Raw genomic sequence first — 22,845 nt, forward strand, 5'->3', positions numbered from 1 at the left:
GGTGCCTGCGCTCTGCGCAGCGACTGCCGGGACGGTTTCATCTTTTCGTGAATGGCAAACGCGGAAACCCGCCGACGGTTCCCGCTAAATATGTCCGGTGACAAATATCACTGTCCCGGATTTGTCATTGCTCCCCGAAGCGGTCTGCAACGCGGATCCGTCACAGCGGCCAGAACATCAGGATCGCCGGCACGCCCACGGCAAGCACGATTATCTCCAGCGGCAGACCAAGCCGCCAGTAATCGCCGAAACGATAGCCCCCGGGGCCAAGGATGATCGTGTTGTTCTGATGCCCGATCGGCGTCAGAAAGGCGCAGGAGGCCGCAACCGCAATGCCCATCAGGTAACTGTCGGGATTGGTCCCCGTCGCCTCGGCCAGCCGCAGACCGACCGGCACGGCAAGGATCGTGGTCGCATTGTTGTTCAGCATGTCCGACAGACACATGGTCGAAACCATCAGCAAGAGCAGCGCCACCCATGCAGGCTGTCCCTCGGTCAGCCGGATCAGCCCCCCGGCAATCACCGCCGAAGTGCCGGTCGTATCCATCGCAAGACCCAGCGGGATCATCGCCGCCAGCAGTACGATCACCGGCCAGTCGACATGATCGTAAAGTTCCTCGACATTCAGGATGCGGGTCAGCACATAGCCCAGCGCCACAAGACCCAGCGCCACCGGCATGTCCAGCAAGCCGAAACTGACCATCGCGATGGCAAGGGCGAACATCCCCACCGCCATCATCGCGCGGTTTTCGCGCAGTACGTTTTCGCGCCGTTCCAGTGGCAGGACCCGCAGCCATGCGATCAGCGATTCCTCGCGCGTTTCGGGGGCAAGCAGCAGCAGGATATCCCCCGGCAGGACCCGCGTATCGCGCAACCGGCTGCGGATCGTCCGGCCCTGCCGCAGGATGCCCAGCAGCACACTGTCATGATCACGCGACAGATGCAGTTGCCGCGCCGTATGCCCGCTGATGCGCGAGGCTTCGGTAACGACAACCTCGATCAGGGCCTCACCCTCTTCGGCCACGCGCGGGGCATCCGCGCTCAGCCCGTCGGGATAGGCCAGTTGCAGTTCAAGGCGCAACTCCTCCAGCACGGCGGGGGTGGCCTCGATCACCAGAATATCGCCCAGTTCGATCTGCCACAGGCCCGCACGGCCATAAACGCGCTTGCCCCGCCGCTGCACCGCGATCAGCGTGGCATCGGCCTTGTCGGCAATCACGTCAATCTCACGCCGCGTCATCCCGGCGGCGCGCGACTCCTCCGGCACCACCAGTTCGGCCACGAAATCGCGCATCACATTGGCCGGATCACTTTCGCTGCTATCCTCCTGCCGCACCGGGATCAGGCGCCAGCCGACAAGGGCGATAAAGGCCAACCCCGCCAGCGCGACCAGCCCGCCGACCCATGCGAAATCGAACATCGCAAACGGGCTGCCCAGCGCCTCTTGCCGGAAACCCGAGACGATCAGGTTGGGCGGCGTGCCGATCAGGGTCAGCATCCCGCCCAGAATGGTCGCAAAGGCCAGCGGCATAAGGGTCATGGCCACCGCGCGGCCCGCCTTGCGCGCCGTCATCATGTCGATGGGCATCAGAATCGCCAGCGCCGTCACATTGTTCATGAAGGCCGATAGCACGGTGCCGACCACGCCGATCCGCCCGATATGCACCGGAACCGGTGCCTCGGGCCGCGACAGCAGTCCGCCCAGCAACTGCACCGCCCCGGTGCGGATCAGCCCCGCCGAAACGATCAGCACAAGCGCCACCGTCATCACCGCCGGATGGGAAAACCCCGAAAACGCCTGATCGGCCGGCACAAGGCCCAGCACCACCCCGATCAGCAGCCCACCAAAGGCAACAAGATCATGGCGCAGCCGCCCATGCATCATCAGCCCCATGACGGCTGCAAACAGCGACAGAAGCGTGATCTGCTCAACCGTCATCCGAACCCCCGGAAAGACCGTGCCAACAAAAGCCCAACAAAAAACCGCGCCCGAGGCAAGGCACCGGACGCGGTTCACTCATTTCAGATACCGGAACGCATCCGAAATCAAGTCATTCGGCGGGATCTGCCGCTGCGGATCCTTCAGCGCCGGGGACGGGTGGCCCCACGGATCTGCAGATAAGTGGTCACACCCAGCAGAAACGCCTCCATCAGCGCGGGATAGGGTCCGCCCGGCCCGAATGGCCGGGACTGGCGCGCGGCAGCGGCGGCGGCAAGGCGCTGTTCTTCATCCAGACGTGCGGACTTGGAACGATGGCCCGAACTGCGGCCGGAACCGCGCAAGGCCATGACGATCAGCCCGCCCCCCAGAATCACCCCGCCGATGACCAGCGAGGCGATCTTGGCATCGAACTGTTCCGCCAGCAGCATCCAGAGCGCGGTTACCAGAAAGCCCGCCCCGATCGCGACCAGAATGCCACCGATCAGGCCCAGAACAAGGTTCCGGGCCTGAAGTTGCAGATCCTGTACGATCCTCTGGAACATTCCGGGCATCAGCGACGCGACAGCATCATCGCCAGCAGGAAGCCTGCACCTGCGGCAAGGCCCAGCGCCGTACCGGGACGTTCCCGGGTGAAATTCTCGGCCCGGGTCAGCGTGTCGTCGAACTGGGTGCCAACATAATCGACCCCTTCTTCGGCGGCAGAAACGGCACGGCGACCGGTGCGGCGCGCGCGGCGGTAGACATCGCGGGCACTTTCACGGCCAGCATCGGCCATCTTGGTTCCCAGCACTTCCAGATCAGCCTTCAACACGGCAAATTGCTCCTTCATTTCTTCATAGGTCAGTTCTGCCGTCTCGCCCAGATCGTCGGCGGCGCGGCGAACATGGGCCTCGGCCTCGGCGGCTGCGGCTGACGCACCGTCCTTGGCGGTCTTGGCAATCTTCGCGGCATCGGAACGGATATTACTTACGTCAGAACTGGCCATTTGGGGCTCTCCTGTTACGATTTCACCTGACACGACCGCGCGGCTTCACAGCTGTCGTCCGGAAACGGCGCGGCTTGCGCGTCTCGGCGGGGTAACGCGACGAGGTGGAAATCGGTTCCCTCACGGGTTTGTGACGCTACGTCGGTTTCGCGCGACAAGGTCGCATTTCAGACCAAGAGTTGTCAGGTCGCGGCCGCGCCTGCCGCAACGGCATCAAGCCGGGCGCAGGCCCAGCGCGCGGCATCGGCCACGGTTTCATCGGGATCGGCCAGATGCGCCGCCGCACTGCTGCGCAGAGCCGGATCGCCGGAATTGCCGATGGCATACAGCACATTGCGCAGAAATCGGTCCCGCCCGATGCGTTTGATCGGGCTGTCTGCAAAGCGCGCGCGAAAGCCTGCATCGTCCAGTTCTGCAAGCTCGGCCAGCGGCGGGGCGCCGTGACGCTGCGCATAACCCGATTCAGACGCGGTTTTCGCGAATTTGTTCCAGGGGCAGATGGCAAGACAATCATCACAACCATAGATCCGGTTGCCCAGCGCCACGCGCAGGTCGAGGTCCACCGGGCCCTTGTGTTCAATGGTCAGATAGGAAATGCAGCGCCGCGCATCCAGTTGATAGGGCGCGGGAAAGGCTCGGGTCGGGCAGATATCCAGACAGGCGGTGCAGCTTCCGCAATGGCTGATCTCGGGCGCGTCCTTCGGCAGATCCAACGTGGTAAAGATCGATCCCAGAAAGAACCAGTTGCCCAGATCACGGCCCAGAAGATTGGTATGCTTGCCCTGCCAGCCCAGCCCCGCCGCCTCGGCCAGCGGTTTTTCCATCACCGGGGCAGTATCGACAAAGACCTTGATCGCCTCCCCCGGTGCCTGATCCAGCAGCCAGCGGCCCAGCCGTTTGAGCCGCTTCTTGACCAGATCATGATAGTCGCGCCCCTGCGCATAGACCGAGATCACGCCCCGGTCGCGCAGATCCAGCAGCGGCAGCGGGTTGGCCTCGGGCGTGTAAAGTTCTGCCAGCATGATGACCGACCGCGCCTCGGGCCACAGCGCCGCCGCCGATCCGCGCCAGCCCATGCGTTCGGCCATCCAGCCCATATCGCCATGCCGCCCGGCCTCGACAAAGGCGGTCAGCCGTCCGGCGGTCAGCGGCGTGGCATCGGGGGCACAGATGCCGGTGGCGGCAAAACCTTCCTGCCGCGCCCGGTCCCGCAGGGCGCGGGTCAGGGCGGCGGGATCGACCGGCCTCGGCATATCCGGTCAGGCCGCCTGCGGCGCGCGGGATTCGATCAGGATGGCATAAAGTTTCGCCGGGTCGCTATTGGCCCGCAGCTTGGTGCAGATCGACTCATCGCGCATGGTGCGGCTGACCAGCGCCAGCGCCTTGAGGTGATCGACCCCCGAATCCTTGGGCGCGAACAGCGCGAAAACCAGATCGACGGGCAGACGATCGACCGAATCGTATTCCAGCGGCTTTTCCAGCCGCATGAACACTCCGACAATCCGGTCAAGTGAATGAAGCCGGGCATGGGGCAAGGCGATGCCATGCCCCACACCGGTCGGTCCCATGCTTTCACGTTCCTGCAGCCCTTCCAGCGCGACCGAGGCATTGACCCCGTGCGCAGCGGCAACGACCTCTCCGATATCCTGGAAAAGACGTTTCTTGCTGGTGGTCTGCCCGATGAATCGGACAGAACTCGGGTTCAGCAGTTTGGAAAGATCCATAGGTTTTTCGTCCTGCGCGCCCCCGCAGGGACGTCATTTACTGTTGCGCGGGTCGATCCATCCTATGTTGCCGTCATCCCGGCGATAGACCACGTTTACCCCGCCATGTCCTTCGTTGCGGAAGACAAGCATCCTTTGCCCGGCCAGTTCCAGCTGCATGACCGCCTCGCCCACGGTGATGGAGGGAACCTTGGTTTCCATCTCGGCGATGATCATGGGCGTGAGCGTGTCGGGTTCGGCGTCCTCCTGTTCCTCGGCGGCGAGGATATAGGCGGATCCGCCATCAAACTCAACAGGTGCCGTGCGGTCACGGTGATGGTCGCGCAACCGGCGCTTGTAGCGGCGCAGCTGCTTGTCCATCTTTTCGCGGCAGGATTCGAAGGCGGCATAGATTTCGGTGGCATGGCCCTTGGCCTGGGCATTCAGCCCGGTCGAAAGGTGGATCGTCGCCTCGCAGACAAGTTCGTGCCCGTTGCGGGAAAAGATCACGACGGCATCGGTGGGTCGCTGGGCGTATTTCTCGACCGTTTCACCCAGTTCGGCCTTCACATGGGTTGTGAGCGCCTCACCAATGTCGATCTGCCTCCCGCTGATCTGATACCGCATGATCCCTCCTTCTAACTTCGGCTCGTTGCCTTTCCGCACCTTGCGGAAAGTCCTGCCGATGGGTTTCAAGCACCGCCCTGATGAGGCGGACATATCCTTAAGGATGTGTTCACGCCGGGCGGAAATCGCAAGCATTGGGATCATTTGGCCGCAGCGGACCGCCGCTTGTCAATGGGGTCTGGGTCGGGGCAGGGGGTGGGGGCGCCATGGTCGCGGCGCAGGCGCGCCCGCCCGCCACAACGGCCCGGCAGGCAAGGCCCGGAGGGGCATGGCGAAAGGCGGCAAGGTTCAGCCGACGCGGAAATTCTGGCCCAGATAGACGCGGCGCACGTTTTCATCACGCACGACCTCGTCGGTGGTGCCGGACATCAGCACCTTGCCGTCATGCAGGATATAGGCGCGGTCCACGATCTCCAGCGTCTCGCGAACATTGTGATCGGTGATAAGCACCCCGATACCGCGCCGCTTCAGATCGGCGACCAGATGCCGGATTTCCCCGACCGCGATGGGGTCCACCCCGGCAAAGGGTTCGTCCAGCAGCAGATATTTCGGATCGGCGGCCAGACAGCGCGCGATTTCCACCCGCCGCCGTTCCCCGCCCGACAGCGCCAGCGCAGGCGCGCGGCGCAGATGGGTGATCGAGAATTCCGACAGCAGTTCCTCAAGCCGTTCGCGCCGCTTGTGACGGTCCGACAGCACGATCTCAAGCACCGCAAGGATATTGTCCTCAACGCTGAGACCCCGGAAGATCGACACTTCCTGCGGCAGATAGCCGATGCCCAGCCGCGCGCGCCGATACATCGGCAAGGGCGTCACATCGCGCCCGTCGATCAGAACCTGCCCGCCCTCGGGTGACACAAGCCCTGCAATGGCATAGAAACAGGTGGTCTTGCCCGATCCGTTCGGGCCAAGCAGGGCCACGACCTCTCCCCGGCTCAGTTCCATCGACACGTCGCGGATCACCGGGCGGCGTTTATAGCTTTTGCGCAGATTGCGGATGACCAGTCCCGCATCGCCCTTTGTCACGCTCAGACCGGGCTGCGTCATCAGTTCCTCGATGCGCCGGGCTGGAACACGGTCTGCACGCGCCCTTCCATGACGCCGCTGCCCGTGGTCAGGTTGATGACCAGCCGCTGCCCGGAAATCGCGTTCGGCCCCTGTGTCAGCAGCACATTGCCCGTCATCACCACCTCACCGCTGGCGATGGTATAGACCGCTTCCTGCGCCTCGGCGGCATCGGTGGCATTGGCCAGCGTCACCCCGCCCGTGGCATGCAGCCGTTCGATGCCGCCACCGCCCTCGGTATATTCCACCTGCACCTCGGCCGCCGAAAGCCGCATCTCACCCTGACCGACAAGCACATTGCCGCTAAACGTGGCGCTGCCATTGGCCTGATCGACCGAAAGCTGATCCGCCGTAACCTCAACCGGCAGCGAGGTATCCTGCTGCATCCCGCCAAAGTCGATCTGCGCACCCTGCGCATGGACAGATGGTGCCGCAATCGGCGCAAGTGCTGCGGCGATCAGGACAAAGGCAAGCGGGCGAAGGCCAGAAAACATGCCATTCCTCGGAAAAGAGATCAATCTGCCGGTTGGTATAGCAGCTTCACCGCGCCCTTGAAAACCAGAAGATACTGCCCCGGCTGCCCTGATTTTTCTGAAAGCGTCATGGATTGCGCGTCGATGCGTCCTGCCGGTCCGGTTGCGGTGACCGGCTGTTCGGACAAAAGGCCGGTCCGGTCCAGGGCAGCGCTCATCTCTTCGGTCCGGATCCGGTATCCGGTCGATGTGCTCAGCACCACCCCGCCCGACACGATCAGACGGTTGGTTTCAGGGTCCAGTCTTCCATGATCCGACACCAGATCGGCGCTGCCCCCGTCCGGGGTTTCCAGCCGCGCGACCAGCTTTTCCGCGCTCGGGCTGCCATCCCCGGGCCGGGCCTCGGCTGCGGCAACGGTCAGGGCGGCGCCGTCATCGGTCACGCCCGCCCATGTCGGCAGGGTCAGGCGCGGCTCGCGCACGCGGTCCTCGATATCGACCTGCGCAAAGGGAATGGCGTCGGACGGATCCACGGTGCGCGCGACAAGGAACAGCGTCGACAGGATCGCCAGCGCGATCAGCGGCAGGATGATCTTCAGCCATGAGACCAGCGCCGAATGGAAATTGTCATGGCCCGTCATGCGACCGTCCCCTGCCATCCGCGCAAAAGGTAATCCCTTGGGCGCACCGCGCCAAGCCGCTGCCGAACCGCTTGGCGGTCCTCCGCCGCCCGGTCAGTGATGCCCCGTCAATGATGGTAAATGTCCAGCGGTTCATCCCACCCCAGAAGGTCAAGCTCGGCCCGCGTCGGCAGGAAGTCGAACAGCCGCTGCGCCAGCGCCAGACGCCCCTCGCGGATCAGCCGTTTTTCCAGTTCATCCTTCAGCTTGTGCAGATACAGCACATCCGAGGCGGCATATTCCTTTTGCGCCTCGGTCAGGTCGGCAGCCCCCCAGTCCGAGGTCTGCTGCTGCTTCGACACATCGACGCCCACCAGTTCGGCCAGCAGGTATTTCAGCCCGTGCCGGTCGGTGAAGGTGCGCACAAGGCGCGAGGCGATCTTGGTGCACCAGACCGGAGCGGTGACCGTGCCAAAGGCGTTCTGCATCGCGGCAATGTCGAAACGCCCGAAATGGAACAGTTTCAGCACCGCCGGATCGGCCAGCAGGCGTTGCAGGTTCGGCGCTTCGGTCTGGCCGCGCGCGATCTGCACCAGATGGGCATGCCCGTCGCCCGAGGAAAGCTGCACAAGGCACAGCCGGTCACGGCGCGGGTCAAGGCCCATCGTCTCGGTATCAATGGCGACCACGGGACCAAGTTTCAGTCCGTCCGGAAGATCGTTGCGGTAAAGATGGATGGTCATGGGGCGTCCCGTCTTGCGGCAATCGCAGCGTTTATAGGCGCGTCGGGGGCAGGAAGAAAGCCGCGATCACAGCGGCCAGCCATGCCGCCGCAACCGGGCAAGGATCATCGCGGAGGCATCGGGCGCGCCCGCATTGATGCAACTACCGAAGAACCACCCGGCATAGGCGACGAACGGCACGCGCCCCTCACGCCCAGCAAAGGCCGTCGCCAGCCCGTCGCGCGGCACCGATCCGGCGATATGATGAAAATCCGCGCCTGCGAACAGCACCGCCCTTTTGCGCGCGAAATATCCCGAAAGTGCCACAGACGAATTCTGCGTCACCACCAGATCACAGGCGCGCAACGCGTCGCGCGCATCGGCCCGGATCACGCGAAACCGGGGAAAGCGGGCGGCGATCCCGTCCAGCATCGCCAGATCGGCGGCGTCATAGGTTTCGCGCGGATGCAGCGTGGCGCGGATCTGGCGCCCCGGCAGATGGTCCAGCGTTGCCGCGATCATCGCTTCGGGGCTCAGGGCCTGAAAGGACCGCTGTTCGCGCAAGCGCCCCTGCAGCGGCATGAAGATGAATCCTTCGGATGTGGCATCCCCCTCTCCCAGCAGCTTGCGGCCCATGCGGCGGAAGAAGGGGCGCGCGGTGGCCATATCCACGCCTGTCGGGTCGAAGGCGGATTTGGCCACGTCGAAATTCCAGCGCTCATTCGTCGCCTCGATCTGCCAGAACGGATAGGCATAGGCGCGGCGCAGGGTCAGGCAGCGCGGGCCGACCGGTTCCTGCATGTGAAACAGGTGATAGCCGGGGCCAAGGGCGCGGGCCCGCTCGGCCGGGCTGTCGCCATGCCATTGCGCGCGCCAGCCGAACGGCGCCACCGCCGCCGCGATGCGGGTGGCGATATTGACCGCCCCTGCCGCGCTGTCCTCACGCAGGGGGCTGGGCAGGTAGAAATGCAGATCCGTCGCGGTCATTCCGGTCCCTTTGTTGCGCGCGATCCTGCACCGGCGCGGCCTGCTGCGAAAGCCAGTCACCTTGTGAAGCGGCTTTGCCCCGGCCATATAGGGCCAAAGGATGCAAAACGACGAGGACGCAATGGCGGATGACAGATTTCCCGGCTGGCATGGCACGACGATCCTTGCCGTTCGGCGCGGCGGACAGGTCGTGGTCGCGGGCGACGGACAGGTCAGCCTTGGCCAGACCGTCATCAAGGGATCGGCCCGCAAGGTGCGCCGCCTGTCGCCCGGCGGGCGCGATGTCGTGGCGGGCTTTGCCGGTTCGACGGCGGATGCCTTCACCTTGCTGGAACGGCTTGAGAAAAAGCTGGAATCCGTACCCGGACAACTGGCGCGCGCCTGCGTGGAGCTGGCCAAGGACTGGCGGACCGACAAATATCTGCGCAATCTTGAGGCGATGCTGATCGTCACCGATGGCGCGGATCTTTACGTCATCACCGGGGCAGGCGATGTGCTGGAACCCGAACATGACGTGGCGGCCATCGGGTCGGGCGGCAATTACGCGCTGGCGGCGGCGCGGGGTCTGATGACCACCGACATGCCCGCCGAAGACATCGCCCGCCGTGCCATGGCGATTGCAGCGGAGATCTGCGTCTATACCAATGGCAACCTGACGGTTGAGGTGATCGGTGGCTGAGGCCCCCATCACCTTCCGGCCCGTGACCCTTGCCGATCTGCCGCTGCTGGCGGACTGGCTGGCGCGACCGCATTGGCGCGAATGGTGGGGCGATGCGGAAACCGAGCTTGGCTATATCCGCGACATGATCGAGGGACGCGATACGACCGAGCCTTTCCTGTTCGAAATCGCAGGTATTCCTTGTGGCTACATTCAGATGTGGCGCATCGCCGATAACCGGGTGGAGCCATGGCTGGGCAATGCCCCATGGATTCTCGACCTGCCCGACCATAGCGTGGGTGTGGACCTTTCCCTGGCCGATTCCGCGAATTTGTCGCGGGGCATCGGATCAACGGTGCTGCGCGCGTTCGTGGCGCTTCTGCGACAGCGCGGCCAGGATTTCATCATCATCGACCCGGACCCGGCCAACCTGCGCGCCGTCCGGGCCTATGCGAAGGCGGGCTTCCGCCCGATCCCCGAACTTGAGGGCCGCACCGGCGATTGCCTGCTGATGCGCCACCATCCAGAGGACTGACCCCATGACCGACCTCACCCCCCGCGAAATCGTGTCCGAACTCGACCGCTTTATCATTGGCCAGAAAGAGGCCAAGCGCGCCGTGGCCGTGGCGCTGCGCAACCGCTGGCGGCGCAAGCAACTGGCCGACGATCTGCGCGATGAGGTTTATCCCAAGAATATCCTGATGATCGGGCCGACCGGGGTGGGCAAGACCGAGATTTCGCGCCGTCTGGCGAAGCTCGCGAAAGCGCCTTTCCTGAAGGTCGAGGCGACGAAATTCACCGAAGTGGGCTATGTCGGGCGCGATGTGGACAGCATCATCCGCGATCTGGTGGACAATGCGATGATCGAGACCCGCGAACGCATGCGCGAGGAGGTGAAGGCCCGCGCCAAGGCCGCCGCCGAGGAGCGCGTGATCGAGGCCATCGCGGGCCGCGACGCGCGCGAACAGACGCGCGAGATGTTCCGCGCCAAGCTGCGCCGGGGGGAGCTGGACGATACCGTGATCGAACTGGAACTGGCCGACACTGCCAGCCCCTTTCCGATGATGGGCGGCATGGGCAACGGAATGGAGGCGCAGATGCAGGGCCTGCAGGACCTGTTCGGCAAGGCCTTCCAGCGCAAGACCCGCAAGAAGATCACCGTCGCCGAAAGCCATGACCTGCTGATCGGCGAAGAGGCCGACAAATTGCTGGATGACGAAGCGGTGAAGGCCGCAGCCCTTGAGGCGGTGCAGGAAAACGGCATCGTCTTTCTGGATGAGATCGACAAGGTCTGCGCCCGCGCCGATGCCCGCGGCGCCGATGTCAGCCGCGAAGGCGTGCAGCGCGACCTGCTGCCGCTGATCGAGGGCACGACCGTGTCCACCAAGCACGGGCCGGTGAAAACCGACCATATCCTGTTCATCGCCTCGGGCGCGTTCCATATCGCCAAACCCTCGGACCTTTTGCCCGAATTGCAGGGCCGCCTGCCGATCCGCGTGGAACTGCGCGCGCTGACGGAGGCGGATTTCGTGCGCATCCTGACCGAAACCGACAATGCCCTGACGCTGCAATATACCGCGCTGATGGGCACCGAGGGCGTGACCGTGGACTTTACCGAAGACGGTATCGCAGCCCTTGCCCGCATCGCCGCCGAGGTCAACCAGTCGGTGGAAAACATCGGAGCGCGGCGACTTTATACCGTTCTGGAACGGGTGTTTGAGGAGCTTTCCTTCACCGCGCCCGACCGGGGGGGTGAGGCGGTCACGGTGAATGATTCCTTTGTCGAGACACATCTGGGAGAACTGTCGCGTTCGGCCGATCTGTCGCGCTATGTGCTTTAAGCCGAGGGCGGCCTTTCCCCGCAGCTTTCTGCCATACCACCCCTTTCCTTTTTCATGTGCCGATGGGATGTAGATCCATCCGAAGGGCGCAAGATGCCGATTTTCACATTCCTGCGGACCAATGCGAAATTCCTGTTCGCGGGGTTCCTAATTTCCTGGCTGTCCAGTTTCGGGCAGACCTATTTCATATCGGTTTTCGCAGGGGAAATCAGGTTCGAATTCGGACTGTCGCATGGGGGCTGGGGCGCCATATATGGCGTTGCGACCACCGCATCGGCGGTCGTCATGCTGTGGTCCGGCGTTCTGACTGACAAGTTCCGGGTCAGGGTGCTGGCGGCTGCAGTGATCACCGGTCTGGTTCTGGCCTGCGTGCTGATGTCGGTCTCCTCTGCGATCTGGGCGCTGGTGTTGACGATCTTCCTCCTGCGGTTACTGGGTCAGGGGATGATGAGCCATATTTCAGGCGTCGCGATGGCCCGCTGGTTCGTGGCCAATCGCGGACGGGCACTGGCAATCGCTGCCCTAGGATTTTCAATGGGCGAGGTCAGCCTGCCCCTCAGCTTTGTGGCCGCCAAGGCGCTGGCAGACTGGCGAACGCTCTGGTTGGTGGCGGCGGGTATCCTGCTGATCTGTTTGCCTGTGATCCTGACGCTGTTGCGGGCCGAGCGGACACCGCAAAGCATGGCTGCGGAATCGCAATCGACAGGGATGGAGGGCCGGCACTGGACCCGCGCAGAGGTCTTGCGCCATCCGCTGTTCTGGTTCCTGATCCCTGCCCTTCTGGGGCCTGCGGCTTTCAACACCGCGTTCTTCTTTCAGCAGGTGCATCTGGCCGAGGTTAAGGGCTGGCCCCATGTCGCGCTGGTCGCGATCTTTCCGGTCTATTCGGCGGCCACGGTCGTGGCAATGCTGGGTTCTGGCTGGCTGGTGGACAGGGTCGGCGCGGTCCGGCTGATGGCGTTCTACCAACTGCCATTGGTGGCTTTCTTCCTGTTGATGGGACAGGCCGACAATCTGGCACAGGCGGCCCCGCTGATGGTGTTCATGGGCCTGACGGCGGGGGCGCAGGCGACGGTACCCACCGCCTTCTGGGCCGAGGTCTATGGCACGCGGCATATCGGGTCGATCAAGGCGGTGGGGGCCTCGGTCATGGTGCTGGGTTCGGCATTGGGGCCGCTGCTGACCGGCGGGCTGATTGACGCAGGTCTGGATTATCCGCGGCAGATGACGGGGATCGCGGTCTATTTCGCGCTGGCCTGCCTGCTGGTCTGGACGGGATTGCGGCACAGCCGGGTCTGACGCCTGCGCGAAATCCTGTTCCCAAGCGGGGGCGCAAACGGCTAGGCTTTGCCCGAAGGACGGAGGATGCGGCATGGGTTTTGCGGCAAAGGGCAGTATCACGCGGCGCGCATTGCTGGCGACGGGCGCGGCAGGATTACTGATCGGGGCAGGGGCGGGCAGGGCGCAGGCGGCAACCGACCCCGCGCGGGATATCATCATCCCATGGTATCGACTGATCCTTGAACTGGTGCGCCATACGCCCACCTATTCCCCCCCCGTGGCCAGCCGCGCCTTTGCCTGGCTGGGCATCACCTGTCATGAGGCGATGGCGGCAACCCGGCCCGGCCTGCAACCGCTGGCCAGTCAGTTGCGCGGGGTCGGGGCCGGGCCTCCCGCCGATCATGCCTGCGATCCGGGCGCAGTATTGCAAGGCGCGATGGCGCTGGCGGTGCCGCATTTCTTCGGCAATACCGGCCCGACCGGCCAGCGCGCCATGGCCGCGATGGACCGCCGCATCCATGCCGCCGCAACCGACGGTCTGTCCGCTGAAACCGCGACCGCAAGTATTACGCTGGGGCAGGCCATTGCCCGGCATGTCATCGCCGCCTCGGCGTCCGATGGCGGTGATCCGGTGCTGAACATGGGATTTCCGCAGGACTGGCCCCGCCGTGACGCGCCGGATGCCTGGGTTCCGACCTCGGGTATTGCGCTGCAACAGGCGCCCTTGCTGCCGGACTGGCATAAAAACCGCCCCTTTGCCCTGCCACCGGGGGAATTTTGCGCCCTGCCCGTCCCGCCGCCCTATTCGGACGATCCCGCATCGGAGTTCCAGCGTGAGATGCGCGAGGTTTACGAGGTCTCAAAGGCTTTGACCGAAGAACAGAAGATCATCGCGCGGTTCTGGTCGGATGATCCGATGCTGTCGCCCACCCCGCCGGGGCATTGGGTCTGGATCCTGCTGGACATTGCGGAACGCGACGCCTTGCCCGCCGACCGACTGGCCGAGGGGCTGGCGCTTTTAGGCATCGCGATCGCCGACGGGTTCATCGCCTGCTGGCAGCAGAAATATCACCATGACTATATCCGCCCCGTCACCGCGATCCGCCGGGCCGTTGATCCGGCCTGGGAACCGCTTCTGATTACCCCGCCTTTCCCGGAATACCCGTCGGGCCATTCCACACAGTCGGGGGCGGCGGCGGCGGTTCTGATCCATCTGTTTGGTGAGGATTTCGCCTTTGAAGACGCAACCCATGTCGATGACGGATTGCCGGTCCGCAGCTTCACCGGCTTTCGCGAGGCCGCCAGCGAGGCCGCGATTTCGCGGCTTTACGGCGGCATCCATTTCCGCACCGCCATCGAACAGGGGCTGGATCAGGGATATTGTGTCGGCGCGCATGTCACGGCGCTGAGGACACGGGCATGATCCGTTCCGCCACGCTGCTGCTGATTGCCTCCCCCGCGCTGGCCGACCCGCCCGCCGCACCGCGTTTCGCCGAGGAAACCGCGACCAGTGGCGTTGAAAGCCGTTTCACCGGTGACTGGGACTATATGGTCGGCGGCGGGGGTGCGGGGTTTGACTGTTCGGGTGACGGGCTGCCAGATCTGTTTCTGGCCGGGGGCGCGGGCCCGGCAGGCCTGTGGCGCAACCTGTCCGAACCCGGCGGCCCGCTGCGGTTTGAACCGGTGGCGGATGGCCCGGCGATGAAGGCGGTGACAGGGGCCTATCCGCTGGATATCGACGGCGATGGCATCACCGATCTGGCCGTGCTGCGGGTGGGAGAAAACCTGTTGCTGCGGGGCCTTGGCGATTGCCGGTTCGAACGCGCGAATGAGGCCTGGGGTTTTGACGGCGGCGATGGCTGGACCACCGCCTTTGCCGCGACATGGGAGCCGGGCAATGACTGGCCGACACTGGCCTTCGGCAATTATGTCGACCGGCGGGAGGAGGCGTTTCCATGGGGCTCCTGCACCGAAAACCCGCTGTTCCGGCCCGTTGCGGGCGGGGGCTATGCCGCCCCCCTTATGCTGGAACCCGCGCATTGCCCCCTGTCGATGCTGTTTTCCGACTGGGACCGGTCGGGGCGGCGCGATCTGCGGGTGTCGAATGACCGCGAATATTTCAAGGGCGGGCAGGAACAGCTTTGGCGGATGGAGCCCGGCCAGCCACCGCGCCTTTATACCGCCGAGGAAGGCTGGGCGCGGCTGCGGCTTTGGGGCATGGGCATCGCGTCGGCCGATATCACCGGTGATGGCTACCCGGATTTCTACCTGACCTCGATGGCCGACAACCGGCTGCAGACTTTTCCACCGGATAGCGGGCCGGGCAGGCCGCGTTACTCTGATATCGCGGGGCGGCTGGGGGTGACGGCGCACCGGCCCTTTACCGGGGATGATGTGCGCCCCTCGACCGCATGGCATCCGCAATTCGAGGATGTGAACAATGACGGGCGGCTGGATCTTTTCGTGGCCAAAGGCAATGTCGACAAGATGCCCGACTTCGCTGAACGCGACCCCAACAACCTGCTGGTGCAGCAAGAGGATGGCCGCTTTGCCGAGATGGCGGACAGCGCGGGGGTTGCCAGTATGGAGATTGCGCGCGGGGCGCTGGTGCTGGATCTCAATGCAGATGGTCTGACCGATCTGGTGGTGGTGAACCGTCGCACGCCCGCGCAGATCTGGCGCAATGTGACCGATGGCGCGGGCAACTGGCTGGCGGTGGCGCTGCATCAGGAGGGCGGCAACCGGGATGCTATCGGATCATGGATCGAACTGCGCGACGCGGCGGGGACGCAGCGGCGCGAAGTGCTGATCGGCGGCGGCCATGTCAGCGGGCAACTGGTGCCATGGCATTTCGGGCTGGGCACGGCGACAGAGGCAGAGGTCCGGGTGATCTGGCCCGATGGCAGCGAAGGTGATTGGCAAAGGCTGGAGGCAGGCCGCCTTCACCGGATCACGCGCTGAGTTTCTGGCCGGATGCGGCAAAGGCCGCATCATCAGGCCAGCACAGGAAAAGATCCAACGCAGGCGCGCGGCGCGGTGTTCGGGCGGATCAGGAAAAGCACTGCTTTTCCCCGCCCGCTTCGACCCAGTGTCGGCAGGCCCGTCTTCAATATGCGATGCCATAGGACGGCGCCTGACTGGGCTGGCGCAAAGCGCCTGCCGAGGGGCAGGCAGGCGCTGTCCGGTGGCCATGGCCACCGAACGGGTCTGTTTTCAGTGCTTCAACTGACCGAGGCGATGGCCTCGGTCACTGAAAACGGAAGGGGGCAACTTCTGCAACGCTGGAAGATCTCGCCGCCCCGTCACCGCCCCCGCCGCAGATAGACATAAAGCGCACCACCGCCGCCATGGCGCAGATGCGCCTCGGTCACCTGCAGGATCGCAGGCCCAAGCGGGGCCTGCCGCAGCCAATGCGGCACCTGCTGACGCAGAATGCCCCGGCGATGGGGAAACGGGTCATGGTCCAGCCCCGGTTTGCCCTTGCCGGTGATGACCAGCACCAGCCGCATGCCTTGCGTCTGCGCATTCAGGATGAAGCGGATCAGTTCGGGATGCGCCTCGTTCAGCGTCATGCCATGCAGGTCGATCCGCGCCTCGGGCATCAGCTTGCCGCGCACCATCTTGCCAAAGGCCTTGGCATCCATGCGGACCGGGGCGGTTTCGGCGTCGCGGGTGGCGGTGGGGCGGGCCTTTTCCCCGATCCGGAACCCGGCGCGGAACGGGGGCGGCGGCGGCTCAGTCGCCGGTTTCACAGGATCAGGGGCCGGTTCCCCGGGCTGTTCCAGCCGCTTGCGCAGGGTGGCGCCATGCATCGGGGTGATGGATCGGGCGACCGCCCCCCAGAGCTGTTCCTCATCGGGGCGCAAATGGCGGCGGCGGGCCATGGCTCAACCCTCCGGCAACAGGGCATAGGCCCGTTCGATGGGCAGCAGCACCACCAGCCGTCCGCCATCTTTCAGCGTGCCCGCCGCAAGCCCCTCATCAGGCCCGGTGCCGAAAAAGATATCGGCCCGCTGCGCGCCCTTGATTGCGCCGCCGGTATCCTGCGCGATCATCAACCGGCGGATCGGGGCGCGGCCTTCCTTCTCGATCCAGACCGGCGCGCCCAGCGTCACGAAGGCCGGATCGACCGCGATGGATCGCATCGTGGTGATGGATCGACCCATCGCCCCGATCGGCCCTTTTTCGGCAGGCAGATCCGGCAGGCGGCGGAAGAACACATAGGACGGGTTGTGATGCAGCAGGTCCTGCCCCACCGCACCATTGGCGCGCACCCAGGCCTTGATCCCCTGCGCCGAAACCTGATCGCGGGTCGCAATGCCGCGCCGCACCATTTCCTGCCCGACCGACCGATAGGCATGACCGTTGCGCCCGCCATAACCGACCCGCAACACCCGTCCGTCGGGCAGGCGGATACGGCCCGAACCCTGCACCTGCAGAAAGAACGCCTCAACCGGGTCATCCAGCCATGCAACCTCCAGCCCCCGGCCCCGCAACACGCCCGACCGCTGGATCTCGGCCCGCGACAGCCATTGCACCCCATCCTGCACTTCGGGCGGGCGGGCATGGATCGGATAGAGAAACCGCGGCGTGCGCGTCAGGGATCCGGGCAGTTCGGGTTCATAATAGCCGGTGAAAAGCGCGGGCGGCTCGCCAATCACAACCGGACGGAACAGCAATTCGAAGAAACTGCGCGCGGCCTCGCGGCTGGTCATGGCCTGCGGGGCAAGACGGCAGACCGGGCGCCAGTCGGGATCGGTCAACAGATCGCAGGTGTCCAGAAAGACCGACAGGGCGGCGCGGTGGTCATCCTCCGCCCAGCCGTCCAGCGCCTCGAAGTCCAGCATCTGCGCGCGCGCGTCCATGCCGCTCAGGCCCAGCAGAAGGCCAAGCGCGATGGATCGGGCCGCGGCAAGCATCAGTCCCCGGTCGCGACCAGAAGCCAGTTCGGATCATCCGCGCCCATCTGCCGCGCGAAGGTCCAGACATCGCGCTGACGCTTGATCTCGGTGGCGCTGCCTTCGACGATCTCCCCTTCCTTGTTTCGCACAAGGGTGGTCAGTTCCCCGACAAAGCGCACCGAAATCTCACCCTCGGCGGTTTCGGCGTCGAAGGTCGCATCCTGCACGGCCACCTCACGCACGCCGCCGAATGTGGCCTCGACGGTGTAGCCCTGCGCCTCGCGCGCCTCGACGGCACCGGCGAAGGTCTCGAAGACATCGGGCGCAAGGAAGGGGCGGATGCTGTCCATATCGCCATTCTCATAGCCCATGACGATCATCTCATAGGCGCCGCGCGCGCCGCCCATGAATTCCGAAACCGAAAAGGACGGCTCTGCCGCCTTCATCGCGGCCAGCGCCTCTGCGGCAGGCGATCCTTCGGGGACATTGTCGGTGATGTCGCGATCCGGCCCGCCCTCGATCACCTCAAACCCCCGGCGACGGACCGGCGTGGCCTCATCCGCGGGCAGCGTCGGTTTCTCGAACCCTTCGCGAGTTCCAAGAACCGAACGGAGTTTCAGGATCAGAAAGACGGCGATGCCTGCGAGCACCAGAAGTTGAATGAGCGAGCTGTTCATACGGTTCCTCGGATCCCCCCGGCGGGGCCATGTGGCGTTGCAGGGAGGTTGGTATCGCCCCGCTTTGCTCTTATGTAGGGCAGGGGTGGGCGCAAGTCTACCGCCAGACCCGCAGGCTTATGCCCGAAAGACCCCGGAAGGGGCGGAAAGGACGTCGACAATGTGGCTTCTTTTGCCCTTCATCCTGATCCCGTTGATCGAGATCGCGCTGTTCATTCAGGTCGGCGGCCTGCTGACGCTCTGGCCGACGCTGGGTGTTGTGCTGCTGACGGCGGTGATCGGCACCGCGCTTGTGCGCTGGCAGGGGCTTCGCGTGCTTGAGGATCTGCGGCAGGAACAAGCGGCCCTGCGCGACCCTTTGTCGCCGCTGGCCCATGGCGCGATGCTGCTGATTGCCGGGGTTCTGCTGCTGATGCCCGGGTTTTTCACCGATACGATCGGCTTTCTGCTGCTGATTCCGCCGCTGCGGCGTCTCATCATTGCAAGGATCGCATCGCGGGTCAGGATCTTTCCGGGCGGTGGGCCGGGGGGCAGTACCGGGCGCAGACCGCGTGACGGCGGCATCATTGACGGCGAATGGGAAGACGTGACGCCCGAGGGGCGTGGCGGCCCGCGATTGCCGCCCGATGTTCCGGCACCCCGGCGCCCGGGTCAGCGTCCTTCCGGCTGGACGGAGCATTGAGGACGGGCCAGCGACCTGCTATGACGCGCCCGACAATCTGACAGGGAGTATTGGGATATGGCGGAAGAAAACGGTTTGGCGGATTCCCCGCTTCCGGTGAAAATGCAGGTTCTGGCGCAATTCGTGCGCGATCTGTCCTTTGAAAACGGCGTGGCGCAGCGCGGTCTTCAGGATGGCGACGTGCAGCCCGACACGCAGGTTTCCGTCAGCCTTGATGCGCGCAAGCGGGCGGCCGATCATCAGTATGAGATCATCACGAAATACCGCATCACCTCGAAGAACAAGGCCAAGGACGAAACCCTGTTCCTGATCGAACTGGACTATGCCGGGGTTTTCCATGTCGAGAATGTGCCCGAGGATCAGTTGCATCCGTTCTTGCTGATCGAATGCCCGCGCCTGCTGTTTCCCTTCGTGCGGCGCATCATCTCGGACGTGACGCGCGATGGTGGTTTTCCGCCGCTGAATATCGACATGGTCGATTTCCTTGCACTTTATCGCAGTGAACTGGCCCGCCGGATGGAAGCGCAGAAGGCCGAACAACCGGTTTCCTGAACCCGGGGCCGGGGCAGAATGCCCTGCGCGCGGCCAATCCGAAGGGGCAGGACCATCCTGCCGCCTTCCCGGCCGTGCGCGGGCCAAAACCGGCAACACCGATCTGCATGTCCATATCGCGGAACGGACGCCCGGCGGGCCAGCAGTGCGGGTCGGGGCCATCCGGCGGCAGGGCCGGGGCATTGACCGGGCTTCAGCCGGACCGCGGCTTGGACCAGATCGCATCCTCACCCAACTTTGCCACGAATTCTGCATGGGCCTCGGCCTCGGCCTCGGTCAGGCGGGGGGGCAGGGGTGTGGGGCGCGGACGCGGGCGCCAGTCATCGCTGGCCGGGCCGCTGTTTTGGCTGGTGCTGCTGGACAGGGCGAAATCCGGCTGCCGCCCGCCGATCAGTTCCAGGTAGACCTCGGCCAGAATTTCGCTGTCCAGCAGCGCGCCATGCTTTTCCCGACCGGAATTGTCGACGCCGAAACGCCGGCACAGCGCATCCAGTGACGCGGGAGAACCGGGGAATTTCTGCCGCGCAATGGCCAGCGTATCCAGCGCACGGTTGTCGGGCATCCGGGGAAAACCCACCGCTTGCAGTTCGTGATTGAGGAATTTCATGTCAAAGCTGGCATTGTGGATGACCAGCCGGGCGGTACCGATGAAATCCACGAAAGCGGCAGCGATGTCACGGAACACCGGCTTGTCGCGCAGCGTCACCTCACCCGGGGTGGCCGGGCGCGGGGTGGCCAGCAGGTCGGGCCCGATGCCATGCACGCCGAACGCCTCATCCGGCATGCCGCGTTCGGGGTTGATATATTGGTGATAGGTCTTGCCCGTCGGCAGATGGTTGAACAGCTCCACCGCGCCGATTTCAACGATCCGGTCGCCCTGAACCGGGTCAAATCCGGTGGTTTCGGTGTCCAAAACGATCTCACGCATCGGGACGGCCCCGGATATCGGAACGGATATGGGCGATCAGCGCCGCGACACAGGCGCGGACCGCATCAAGCGACAGGGTTTCAATGATATGCGTGGCACGACTGCGCTTTTCACGGTCGGGCATCTGGCGTGACAGCAGCATCTCGAACCGCTCGACGGTCATGCCGGGCCGGGCCATTACACGGGCTCGCTGCAGCGCGGCAGGTGCCGTGACAAGAAGTGTCGCATCCATGTCGGCCTCGGTCCCTTTCTCAAACAGAAGCGGGATATCCAGCACCACGATATCGGACTGCGCCGCGTTCAGAAAGGTGCTGCGGTCGGCTGCCACCAGCGGATGCACGATGCTTTCTATCTGCGCCAGGGCCGCGGGATCCCCGGCTATGCGGCGCGACAGCGCGTCACGGTTCACACCCTGCGGGTCGGAAACTTCGGGAAAGACAGCCGCCAAAGGGGCCACCGCTGCGCCATCCGGTCGGTACAGACGGTGCACGGCGGCATCGGCATCCCAGACCTCCAGCCCCGCCTCGGCAAAGATGCGGGCGGTGGTGGTCTTGCCCATGCCGATAGAGCCGGTCAGCCCCAGCCGGAAAGCGGTCATGAAGCCAGAACCACATCGCGCGTCGCCTGATCCACCTCGGGGCGCTGGCCGAACCAGCGCTCAAACCCGGGTGCGGCCTGATGCAAAAGCATTCCCAGACCGTCCACGACAGTGCAGCCCCGTGCGGCGGCGGCCTTCAGAAAACTGGTTTCAAGCGGGGTATAGACCAGATCATTGACCAATGCGGCGGGGTTGATGTCTTCCAGCGACAGGGTGAATTCCGGCTTGCCCACCATGCCAAGCGCGGTGGTGTTCACCACGGTTGCCGCATCCGACAGCGCGCCCTGCGACTGCACCCAGTCCAGAACCGTGATCTTGGCCCCGAAAGCAGCGCGCAGCGCCTCGGCCCGGGGACGGGTGCGGTTGGTCAGACGGATTTCGGGCACGCCGACCTCAATCAGCGCCGCGACCACAGCACGCGCAGCACCCCCGGCCCCGAACACGACCGCCGGACCGGCGGCAGGGTTCCAGTTCGGCGCATATTGCCGCAGATTGGCGACAAAGCCCGATCCATCGGTATTGTCGGCATGGACCTTGCCATCCTTGCGGAAAATGATCGTGTTTGCTGCCCCGATCAGGGCCGCGCGGTCAGTCACGATATCGGCCAGCGCCAGAATGGATTCCTTGTGCGGGATGGTGACATTCAGCCCGACAAAGCCCATGCGCGGCAACATCTTGAGCGCCTCGGCCAGATCGGCCTGCGCGATATCCAGCGGAATGTAATGGCCCTTGAGTCCGTAACGGCGCAGCCAGTAGCCATGCAGGACCGGCGATCGGCTATGGGCGATCGGCGACCCGATGACCCCGGCAAGCGGAAGACGCGGATGATCGGTCATGACGGTATGAATCCTCTCAGCCCCAGATATCCGAGAAGCGGCAGCAAAGGAAGCCCGAGGATGGTGAAGTAATCCCCTTCCACCGCCGAGAAGAGGCGCACGCCCTCCTCTTCCAGCAGGTATCCGCCTGCGGAATGGCGCAGGCTGTCCCAGTTACGGTTCAGATAGCCGTCAAGCCAGTCATCCGAGAAATCCCGCATCGTGAGACGCGCCTCACCGATATGGCGCCATTGCGGCTGCGCCTCATGATAAAGGACAACCGACGACAGCAGCCTGTGCGTCTGGCCCCGCATCGCCTGCAGCTGGGTCCGGGCCAGATCGGGCGTTGCGGGCTTGCCAAAGACGCGGCCCTTGAATTCAAGCACCTGATCGCAGCCCAGAACGATGGCACCGGGGCTGCGTTCGCCTATCTTTCGGGCCTTCATCTCGGCAAGGGTATCGGCCAGATCGCGCGGCGAGGCGCCCTCGGCCATCAGGGAGGCGGTGATTGCCTCTTCATCCAGTCGCGCGGGCTGGGTCGAGACGGGCAGACCCGCCGCCCGCAATAGACGCAGCCTTGTCTCGGAGGAGGAGGCCAGAACGATCGGAGGGGGCATGGGCGGTCCTGTGTGCGGCTCTGTGGAAAAACGCGATTTGTTCCTGCAGGTGGAAAAGCGGATAACCCGGGTCTGACCCGGGATCTTGCCCTGTCAGGTGCAAGTGGGCCGGGTTTCTTGTCAAGCCCGGGCGGGTTCTCCCCATGTGCAGGATATTCCGGGCGGGGTGTT

General features: G+C 64.6%; 26 protein-coding genes. 8 read left to right on the top strand and 18 right to left on the bottom strand.

The features are described from left to right. Nucleotides 1-160: 160 nt before the first annotated feature. The 11 genes from JL811_RS05530 to JL811_RS05580 form a co-directional block, all read right to left on the bottom strand. Nucleotides 161-1,939 carry an SLC13 family permease gene (locus JL811_RS05530; RefSeq protein WP_202687499.1) on the bottom strand — a complete coding sequence of 593 codons (1,779 nt, stop codon included), beginning with the start codon at nucleotides 1,937-1,939 and terminating at the stop codon, nucleotides 161-163. A gap of 143 nt (nucleotides 1,940-2,082) precedes the next feature. Next, entirely contained in the window at nucleotides 2,083-2,484 is a 402-nt protein-coding gene (locus tag JL811_RS05535; protein WP_202687500.1) for a hypothetical protein, read from the bottom strand. 8 nt (nucleotides 2,485-2,492) lie between these two features. Further along, entirely contained in the window at nucleotides 2,493-2,927 is a 435-nt protein-coding gene (locus tag JL811_RS05540; protein ID WP_202687501.1) for an ElaB/YgaM/YqjD family protein, read from the bottom strand. A gap of 182 nt (nucleotides 2,928-3,109) precedes the next feature. After that, nucleotides 3,110-4,180 (bottom strand): tRNA epoxyqueuosine(34) reductase QueG, encoded by a 1,071-nt coding sequence (queG, locus tag JL811_RS05545; protein ID WP_202687502.1) that lies wholly within the window; start codon nucleotides 4,178-4,180, stop codon nucleotides 3,110-3,112. A gap of 6 nt (nucleotides 4,181-4,186) precedes the next feature. Further along, a complete protein-coding gene (locus JL811_RS05550) occupies nucleotides 4,187-4,651 on the bottom strand; it encodes a PTS sugar transporter subunit IIA (RefSeq protein WP_202687503.1) in 465 nt (154 codons plus the stop codon). A gap of 33 nt (nucleotides 4,652-4,684) precedes the next feature. Then, a complete protein-coding gene (hpf, locus tag JL811_RS05555) occupies nucleotides 4,685-5,257 on the bottom strand; it encodes a ribosome hibernation-promoting factor, HPF/YfiA family (protein ID WP_202687504.1) in 573 nt (190 codons plus the stop codon). Nucleotides 5,258-5,545: 288 nt separating this feature from the next. Continuing rightward, nucleotides 5,546-6,304 carry an LPS export ABC transporter ATP-binding protein gene (gene lptB / locus JL811_RS05560; RefSeq protein WP_202687505.1) on the bottom strand — a complete coding sequence of 253 codons (759 nt, stop codon included), beginning with the start codon at nucleotides 6,302-6,304 and terminating at the stop codon, nucleotides 5,546-5,548. Continuing rightward, the gene (lptA, locus tag JL811_RS05565; protein ID WP_202687506.1) at nucleotides 6,304-6,816 is read right to left on the bottom strand and encodes a lipopolysaccharide transport periplasmic protein LptA; all 513 of its coding nucleotides are present in this window, start codon (nucleotides 6,814-6,816) and stop codon (nucleotides 6,304-6,306) included. Before lptA ends, lptB begins: the two co-directional genes overlap by 1 nt. A 20-nt stretch (nucleotides 6,817-6,836) precedes the next feature. After that, a complete protein-coding gene (gene lptC / locus JL811_RS05570) occupies nucleotides 6,837-7,436 on the bottom strand; it encodes an LPS export ABC transporter periplasmic protein LptC (RefSeq protein ID WP_202687507.1) in 600 nt (199 codons plus the stop codon). Between the two features lie 107 nt (nucleotides 7,437-7,543). Continuing rightward, nucleotides 7,544-8,158: a ribonuclease D gene (locus JL811_RS05575; protein WP_202687508.1), complete on the bottom strand. Its 615-nt coding sequence runs from the start codon at nucleotides 8,156-8,158 to the stop codon at nucleotides 7,544-7,546. 66 nt (nucleotides 8,159-8,224) lie between these two features. Next, on the bottom strand, nucleotides 8,225-9,124 hold the full coding sequence (locus tag JL811_RS05580; RefSeq protein ID WP_202687509.1) for a hypothetical protein: 900 nt from the start codon (nucleotides 9,122-9,124) through the stop codon (nucleotides 8,225-8,227). A 121-nt stretch (nucleotides 9,125-9,245) separates the two neighbouring features. Between JL811_RS05580 and hslV the strand changes: the two genes are divergently transcribed. The 6 genes from hslV (at nucleotide 9,246) to JL811_RS05610 (ending at nucleotide 15,865) form a co-directional block, all read left to right on the top strand. Then, nucleotides 9,246-9,803, top strand: a complete 558-nt coding sequence (gene hslV, locus JL811_RS05585; protein WP_202687889.1) for an ATP-dependent protease subunit HslV — start codon at nucleotides 9,246-9,248, stop codon at nucleotides 9,801-9,803. Continuing rightward, the gene (locus JL811_RS05590; RefSeq protein WP_337924724.1) at nucleotides 9,796-10,317 is read left to right on the top strand and encodes a GNAT family N-acetyltransferase; all 522 of its coding nucleotides are present in this window, start codon (nucleotides 9,796-9,798) and stop codon (nucleotides 10,315-10,317) included. The genes hslV and JL811_RS05590 overlap by 8 nt, the downstream gene beginning before the upstream one ends. A gap of 4 nt (nucleotides 10,318-10,321) precedes the next feature. Next, nucleotides 10,322-11,623 carry an ATP-dependent protease ATPase subunit HslU gene (gene hslU, locus JL811_RS05595; RefSeq protein ID WP_202687510.1) on the top strand — a complete coding sequence of 434 codons (1,302 nt, stop codon included), beginning with the start codon at nucleotides 10,322-10,324 and terminating at the stop codon, nucleotides 11,621-11,623. Nucleotides 11,624-11,716: 93 nt separating this feature from the next. Further along, nucleotides 11,717-12,922 (top strand): MFS transporter, encoded by a 1,206-nt coding sequence (locus tag JL811_RS05600; protein WP_202687511.1) that lies wholly within the window; start codon nucleotides 11,717-11,719, stop codon nucleotides 12,920-12,922. A 73-nt stretch (nucleotides 12,923-12,995) separates the two neighbouring features. Next, entirely contained in the window at nucleotides 12,996-14,327 is a 1,332-nt protein-coding gene (locus tag JL811_RS05605) for a vanadium-dependent haloperoxidase (RefSeq protein WP_202687512.1), read from the top strand. Continuing rightward, nucleotides 14,324-15,865 (top strand): CRTAC1 family protein, encoded by a 1,542-nt coding sequence (locus JL811_RS05610; protein ID WP_202687513.1) that lies wholly within the window; start codon nucleotides 14,324-14,326, stop codon nucleotides 15,863-15,865. Before JL811_RS05605 ends, JL811_RS05610 begins: the two co-directional genes overlap by 4 nt. A gap of 341 nt (nucleotides 15,866-16,206) precedes the next feature. Here the strand turns inward: JL811_RS05610 and JL811_RS05615 are convergent, their stop codons facing one another. Genes JL811_RS05615 through JL811_RS05625 form a run of 3 tightly spaced genes read right to left on the bottom strand, consistent with a single transcriptional unit; the run spans nucleotide 16,207 to nucleotide 18,482 of the window. Further along, nucleotides 16,207-16,788 (bottom strand): Smr/MutS family protein, encoded by a 582-nt coding sequence (locus tag JL811_RS05615; protein WP_202687514.1) that lies wholly within the window; start codon nucleotides 16,786-16,788, stop codon nucleotides 16,207-16,209. A 3-nt stretch (nucleotides 16,789-16,791) separates the two neighbouring features. Continuing rightward, nucleotides 16,792-17,823 carry a murein transglycosylase A gene (gene mltA / locus JL811_RS05620; RefSeq protein ID WP_202687515.1) on the bottom strand — a complete coding sequence of 344 codons (1,032 nt, stop codon included), beginning with the start codon at nucleotides 17,821-17,823 and terminating at the stop codon, nucleotides 16,792-16,794. Next, nucleotides 17,823-18,482 carry a Tim44/TimA family putative adaptor protein gene (locus JL811_RS05625; protein ID WP_202687516.1) on the bottom strand — a complete coding sequence of 220 codons (660 nt, stop codon included), beginning with the start codon at nucleotides 18,480-18,482 and terminating at the stop codon, nucleotides 17,823-17,825. Before JL811_RS05625 ends, mltA begins: the two co-directional genes overlap by 1 nt. A 160-nt stretch (nucleotides 18,483-18,642) precedes the next feature. On the opposite strand from JL811_RS05625, the gene JL811_RS05630 reads away from it, so the two are divergent. Together JL811_RS05630 and secB are read left to right on the top strand one after the other, a co-directional pair. Then, entirely contained in the window at nucleotides 18,643-19,164 is a 522-nt protein-coding gene (locus tag JL811_RS05630; RefSeq protein ID WP_202687517.1) for an FxsA family protein, read from the top strand. A 57-nt stretch (nucleotides 19,165-19,221) separates the two neighbouring features. After that, on the top strand, nucleotides 19,222-19,716 hold the full coding sequence (gene secB / locus JL811_RS05635; protein WP_202687518.1) for a protein-export chaperone SecB: 495 nt from the start codon (nucleotides 19,222-19,224) through the stop codon (nucleotides 19,714-19,716). A gap of 193 nt (nucleotides 19,717-19,909) precedes the next feature. Here secB and dnaQ read toward each other — a convergent pair whose 3' ends face one another. From dnaQ to JL811_RS05655, 4 genes are read right to left on the bottom strand one after another with little or no spacing between them, the layout of a single operon-like run. Beyond that, on the bottom strand, nucleotides 19,910-20,644 hold the full coding sequence (gene dnaQ, locus JL811_RS05640) for a DNA polymerase III subunit epsilon (RefSeq protein WP_202687519.1): 735 nt from the start codon (nucleotides 20,642-20,644) through the stop codon (nucleotides 19,910-19,912). After that, complete coding sequence (coaE, locus tag JL811_RS05645; RefSeq protein WP_202687520.1) at nucleotides 20,637-21,242, bottom strand: dephospho-CoA kinase; 606 nt, start codon at nucleotides 21,240-21,242, stop codon at nucleotides 20,637-20,639. Before coaE ends, dnaQ begins: the two co-directional genes overlap by 8 nt. Next, the gene (locus tag JL811_RS05650) at nucleotides 21,239-22,078 is read right to left on the bottom strand and encodes a shikimate dehydrogenase (protein WP_202687521.1); all 840 of its coding nucleotides are present in this window, start codon (nucleotides 22,076-22,078) and stop codon (nucleotides 21,239-21,241) included. Before JL811_RS05650 ends, coaE begins: the two co-directional genes overlap by 4 nt. Then, entirely contained in the window at nucleotides 22,075-22,674 is a 600-nt protein-coding gene (locus tag JL811_RS05655) for a Maf family protein (RefSeq protein WP_202687522.1), read from the bottom strand. The genes JL811_RS05650 and JL811_RS05655 overlap by 4 nt, the downstream gene beginning before the upstream one ends. Nucleotides 22,675-22,845 lie beyond the last annotated feature (171 nt).

It is taken from the genome of Szabonella alba (genome assembly GCF_016765775.1).
In the GTDB taxonomy this organism is placed as follows: domain Bacteria; phylum Pseudomonadota; class Alphaproteobacteria; order Rhodobacterales; family Rhodobacteraceae; genus Szabonella; species Szabonella alba.

Coding starts and splice junctions, on each gene's coding strand:
- JL811_RS05600 (WP_202687511.1), top strand. CDS start 11,717: ATGCCGATTTTCACATTCCTGCGGACCAATGCGAAATTCCTGTTCGCG.
- JL811_RS05580 (WP_202687509.1), bottom strand. CDS start 9,124: ATGACCGCGACGGATCTGCATTTCTACCTGCCCAGCCCCCTGCGTGAG.
- JL811_RS05615 (WP_202687514.1), bottom strand. CDS start 16,788: ATGGCCCGCCGCCGCCATTTGCGCCCCGATGAGGAACAGCTCTGGGGG.
- hslV (WP_202687889.1), top strand. CDS start 9,246: ATGGCGGATGACAGATTTCCCGGCTGGCATGGCACGACGATCCTTGCC.
- mltA (WP_202687515.1), bottom strand. CDS start 17,823: ATGCTTGCCGCGGCCCGATCCATCGCGCTTGGCCTTCTGCTGGGCCTG.
- queG (WP_202687502.1), bottom strand. CDS start 4,180: ATGCCGAGGCCGGTCGATCCCGCCGCCCTGACCCGCGCCCTGCGGGAC.
- lptC (WP_202687507.1), bottom strand. CDS start 7,436: ATGACGGGCCATGACAATTTCCATTCGGCGCTGGTCTCATGGCTGAAG.
- coaE (WP_202687520.1), bottom strand. CDS start 21,242: ATGACCGCTTTCCGGCTGGGGCTGACCGGCTCTATCGGCATGGGCAAG.
- dnaQ (WP_202687519.1), bottom strand. CDS start 20,644: ATGCGTGAGATCGTTTTGGACACCGAAACCACCGGATTTGACCCGGTT.
- JL811_RS05655 (WP_202687522.1), bottom strand. CDS start 22,674: ATGCCCCCTCCGATCGTTCTGGCCTCCTCCTCCGAGACAAGGCTGCGT.
- JL811_RS05530 (WP_202687499.1), bottom strand. CDS start 1,939: ATGACGGTTGAGCAGATCACGCTTCTGTCGCTGTTTGCAGCCGTCATG.
- JL811_RS05630 (WP_202687517.1), top strand. CDS start 18,643: ATGTGGCTTCTTTTGCCCTTCATCCTGATCCCGTTGATCGAGATCGCG.
- JL811_RS05605 (WP_202687512.1), top strand. CDS start 12,996: ATGGGTTTTGCGGCAAAGGGCAGTATCACGCGGCGCGCATTGCTGGCG.
- lptA (WP_202687506.1), bottom strand. CDS start 6,816: ATGTTTTCTGGCCTTCGCCCGCTTGCCTTTGTCCTGATCGCCGCAGCA.
- JL811_RS05625 (WP_202687516.1), bottom strand. CDS start 18,482: ATGAACAGCTCGCTCATTCAACTTCTGGTGCTCGCAGGCATCGCCGTC.
- lptB (WP_202687505.1), bottom strand. CDS start 6,304: ATGACGCAGCCCGGTCTGAGCGTGACAAAGGGCGATGCGGGACTGGTC.
- hpf (WP_202687504.1), bottom strand. CDS start 5,257: ATGCGGTATCAGATCAGCGGGAGGCAGATCGACATTGGTGAGGCGCTC.
- JL811_RS05550 (WP_202687503.1), bottom strand. CDS start 4,651: ATGGATCTTTCCAAACTGCTGAACCCGAGTTCTGTCCGATTCATCGGG.
- secB (WP_202687518.1), top strand. CDS start 19,222: ATGGCGGAAGAAAACGGTTTGGCGGATTCCCCGCTTCCGGTGAAAATG.
- JL811_RS05540 (WP_202687501.1), bottom strand. CDS start 2,927: ATGGCCAGTTCTGACGTAAGTAATATCCGTTCCGATGCCGCGAAGATT.
- JL811_RS05575 (WP_202687508.1), bottom strand. CDS start 8,158: ATGACCATCCATCTTTACCGCAACGATCTTCCGGACGGACTGAAACTT.
- JL811_RS05650 (WP_202687521.1), bottom strand. CDS start 22,078: ATGACCGATCATCCGCGTCTTCCGCTTGCCGGGGTCATCGGGTCGCCG.
- hslU (WP_202687510.1), top strand. CDS start 10,322: ATGACCGACCTCACCCCCCGCGAAATCGTGTCCGAACTCGACCGCTTT.
- JL811_RS05610 (WP_202687513.1), top strand. CDS start 14,324: ATGATCCGTTCCGCCACGCTGCTGCTGATTGCCTCCCCCGCGCTGGCC.
- JL811_RS05535 (WP_202687500.1), bottom strand. CDS start 2,484: ATGTTCCAGAGGATCGTACAGGATCTGCAACTTCAGGCCCGGAACCTT.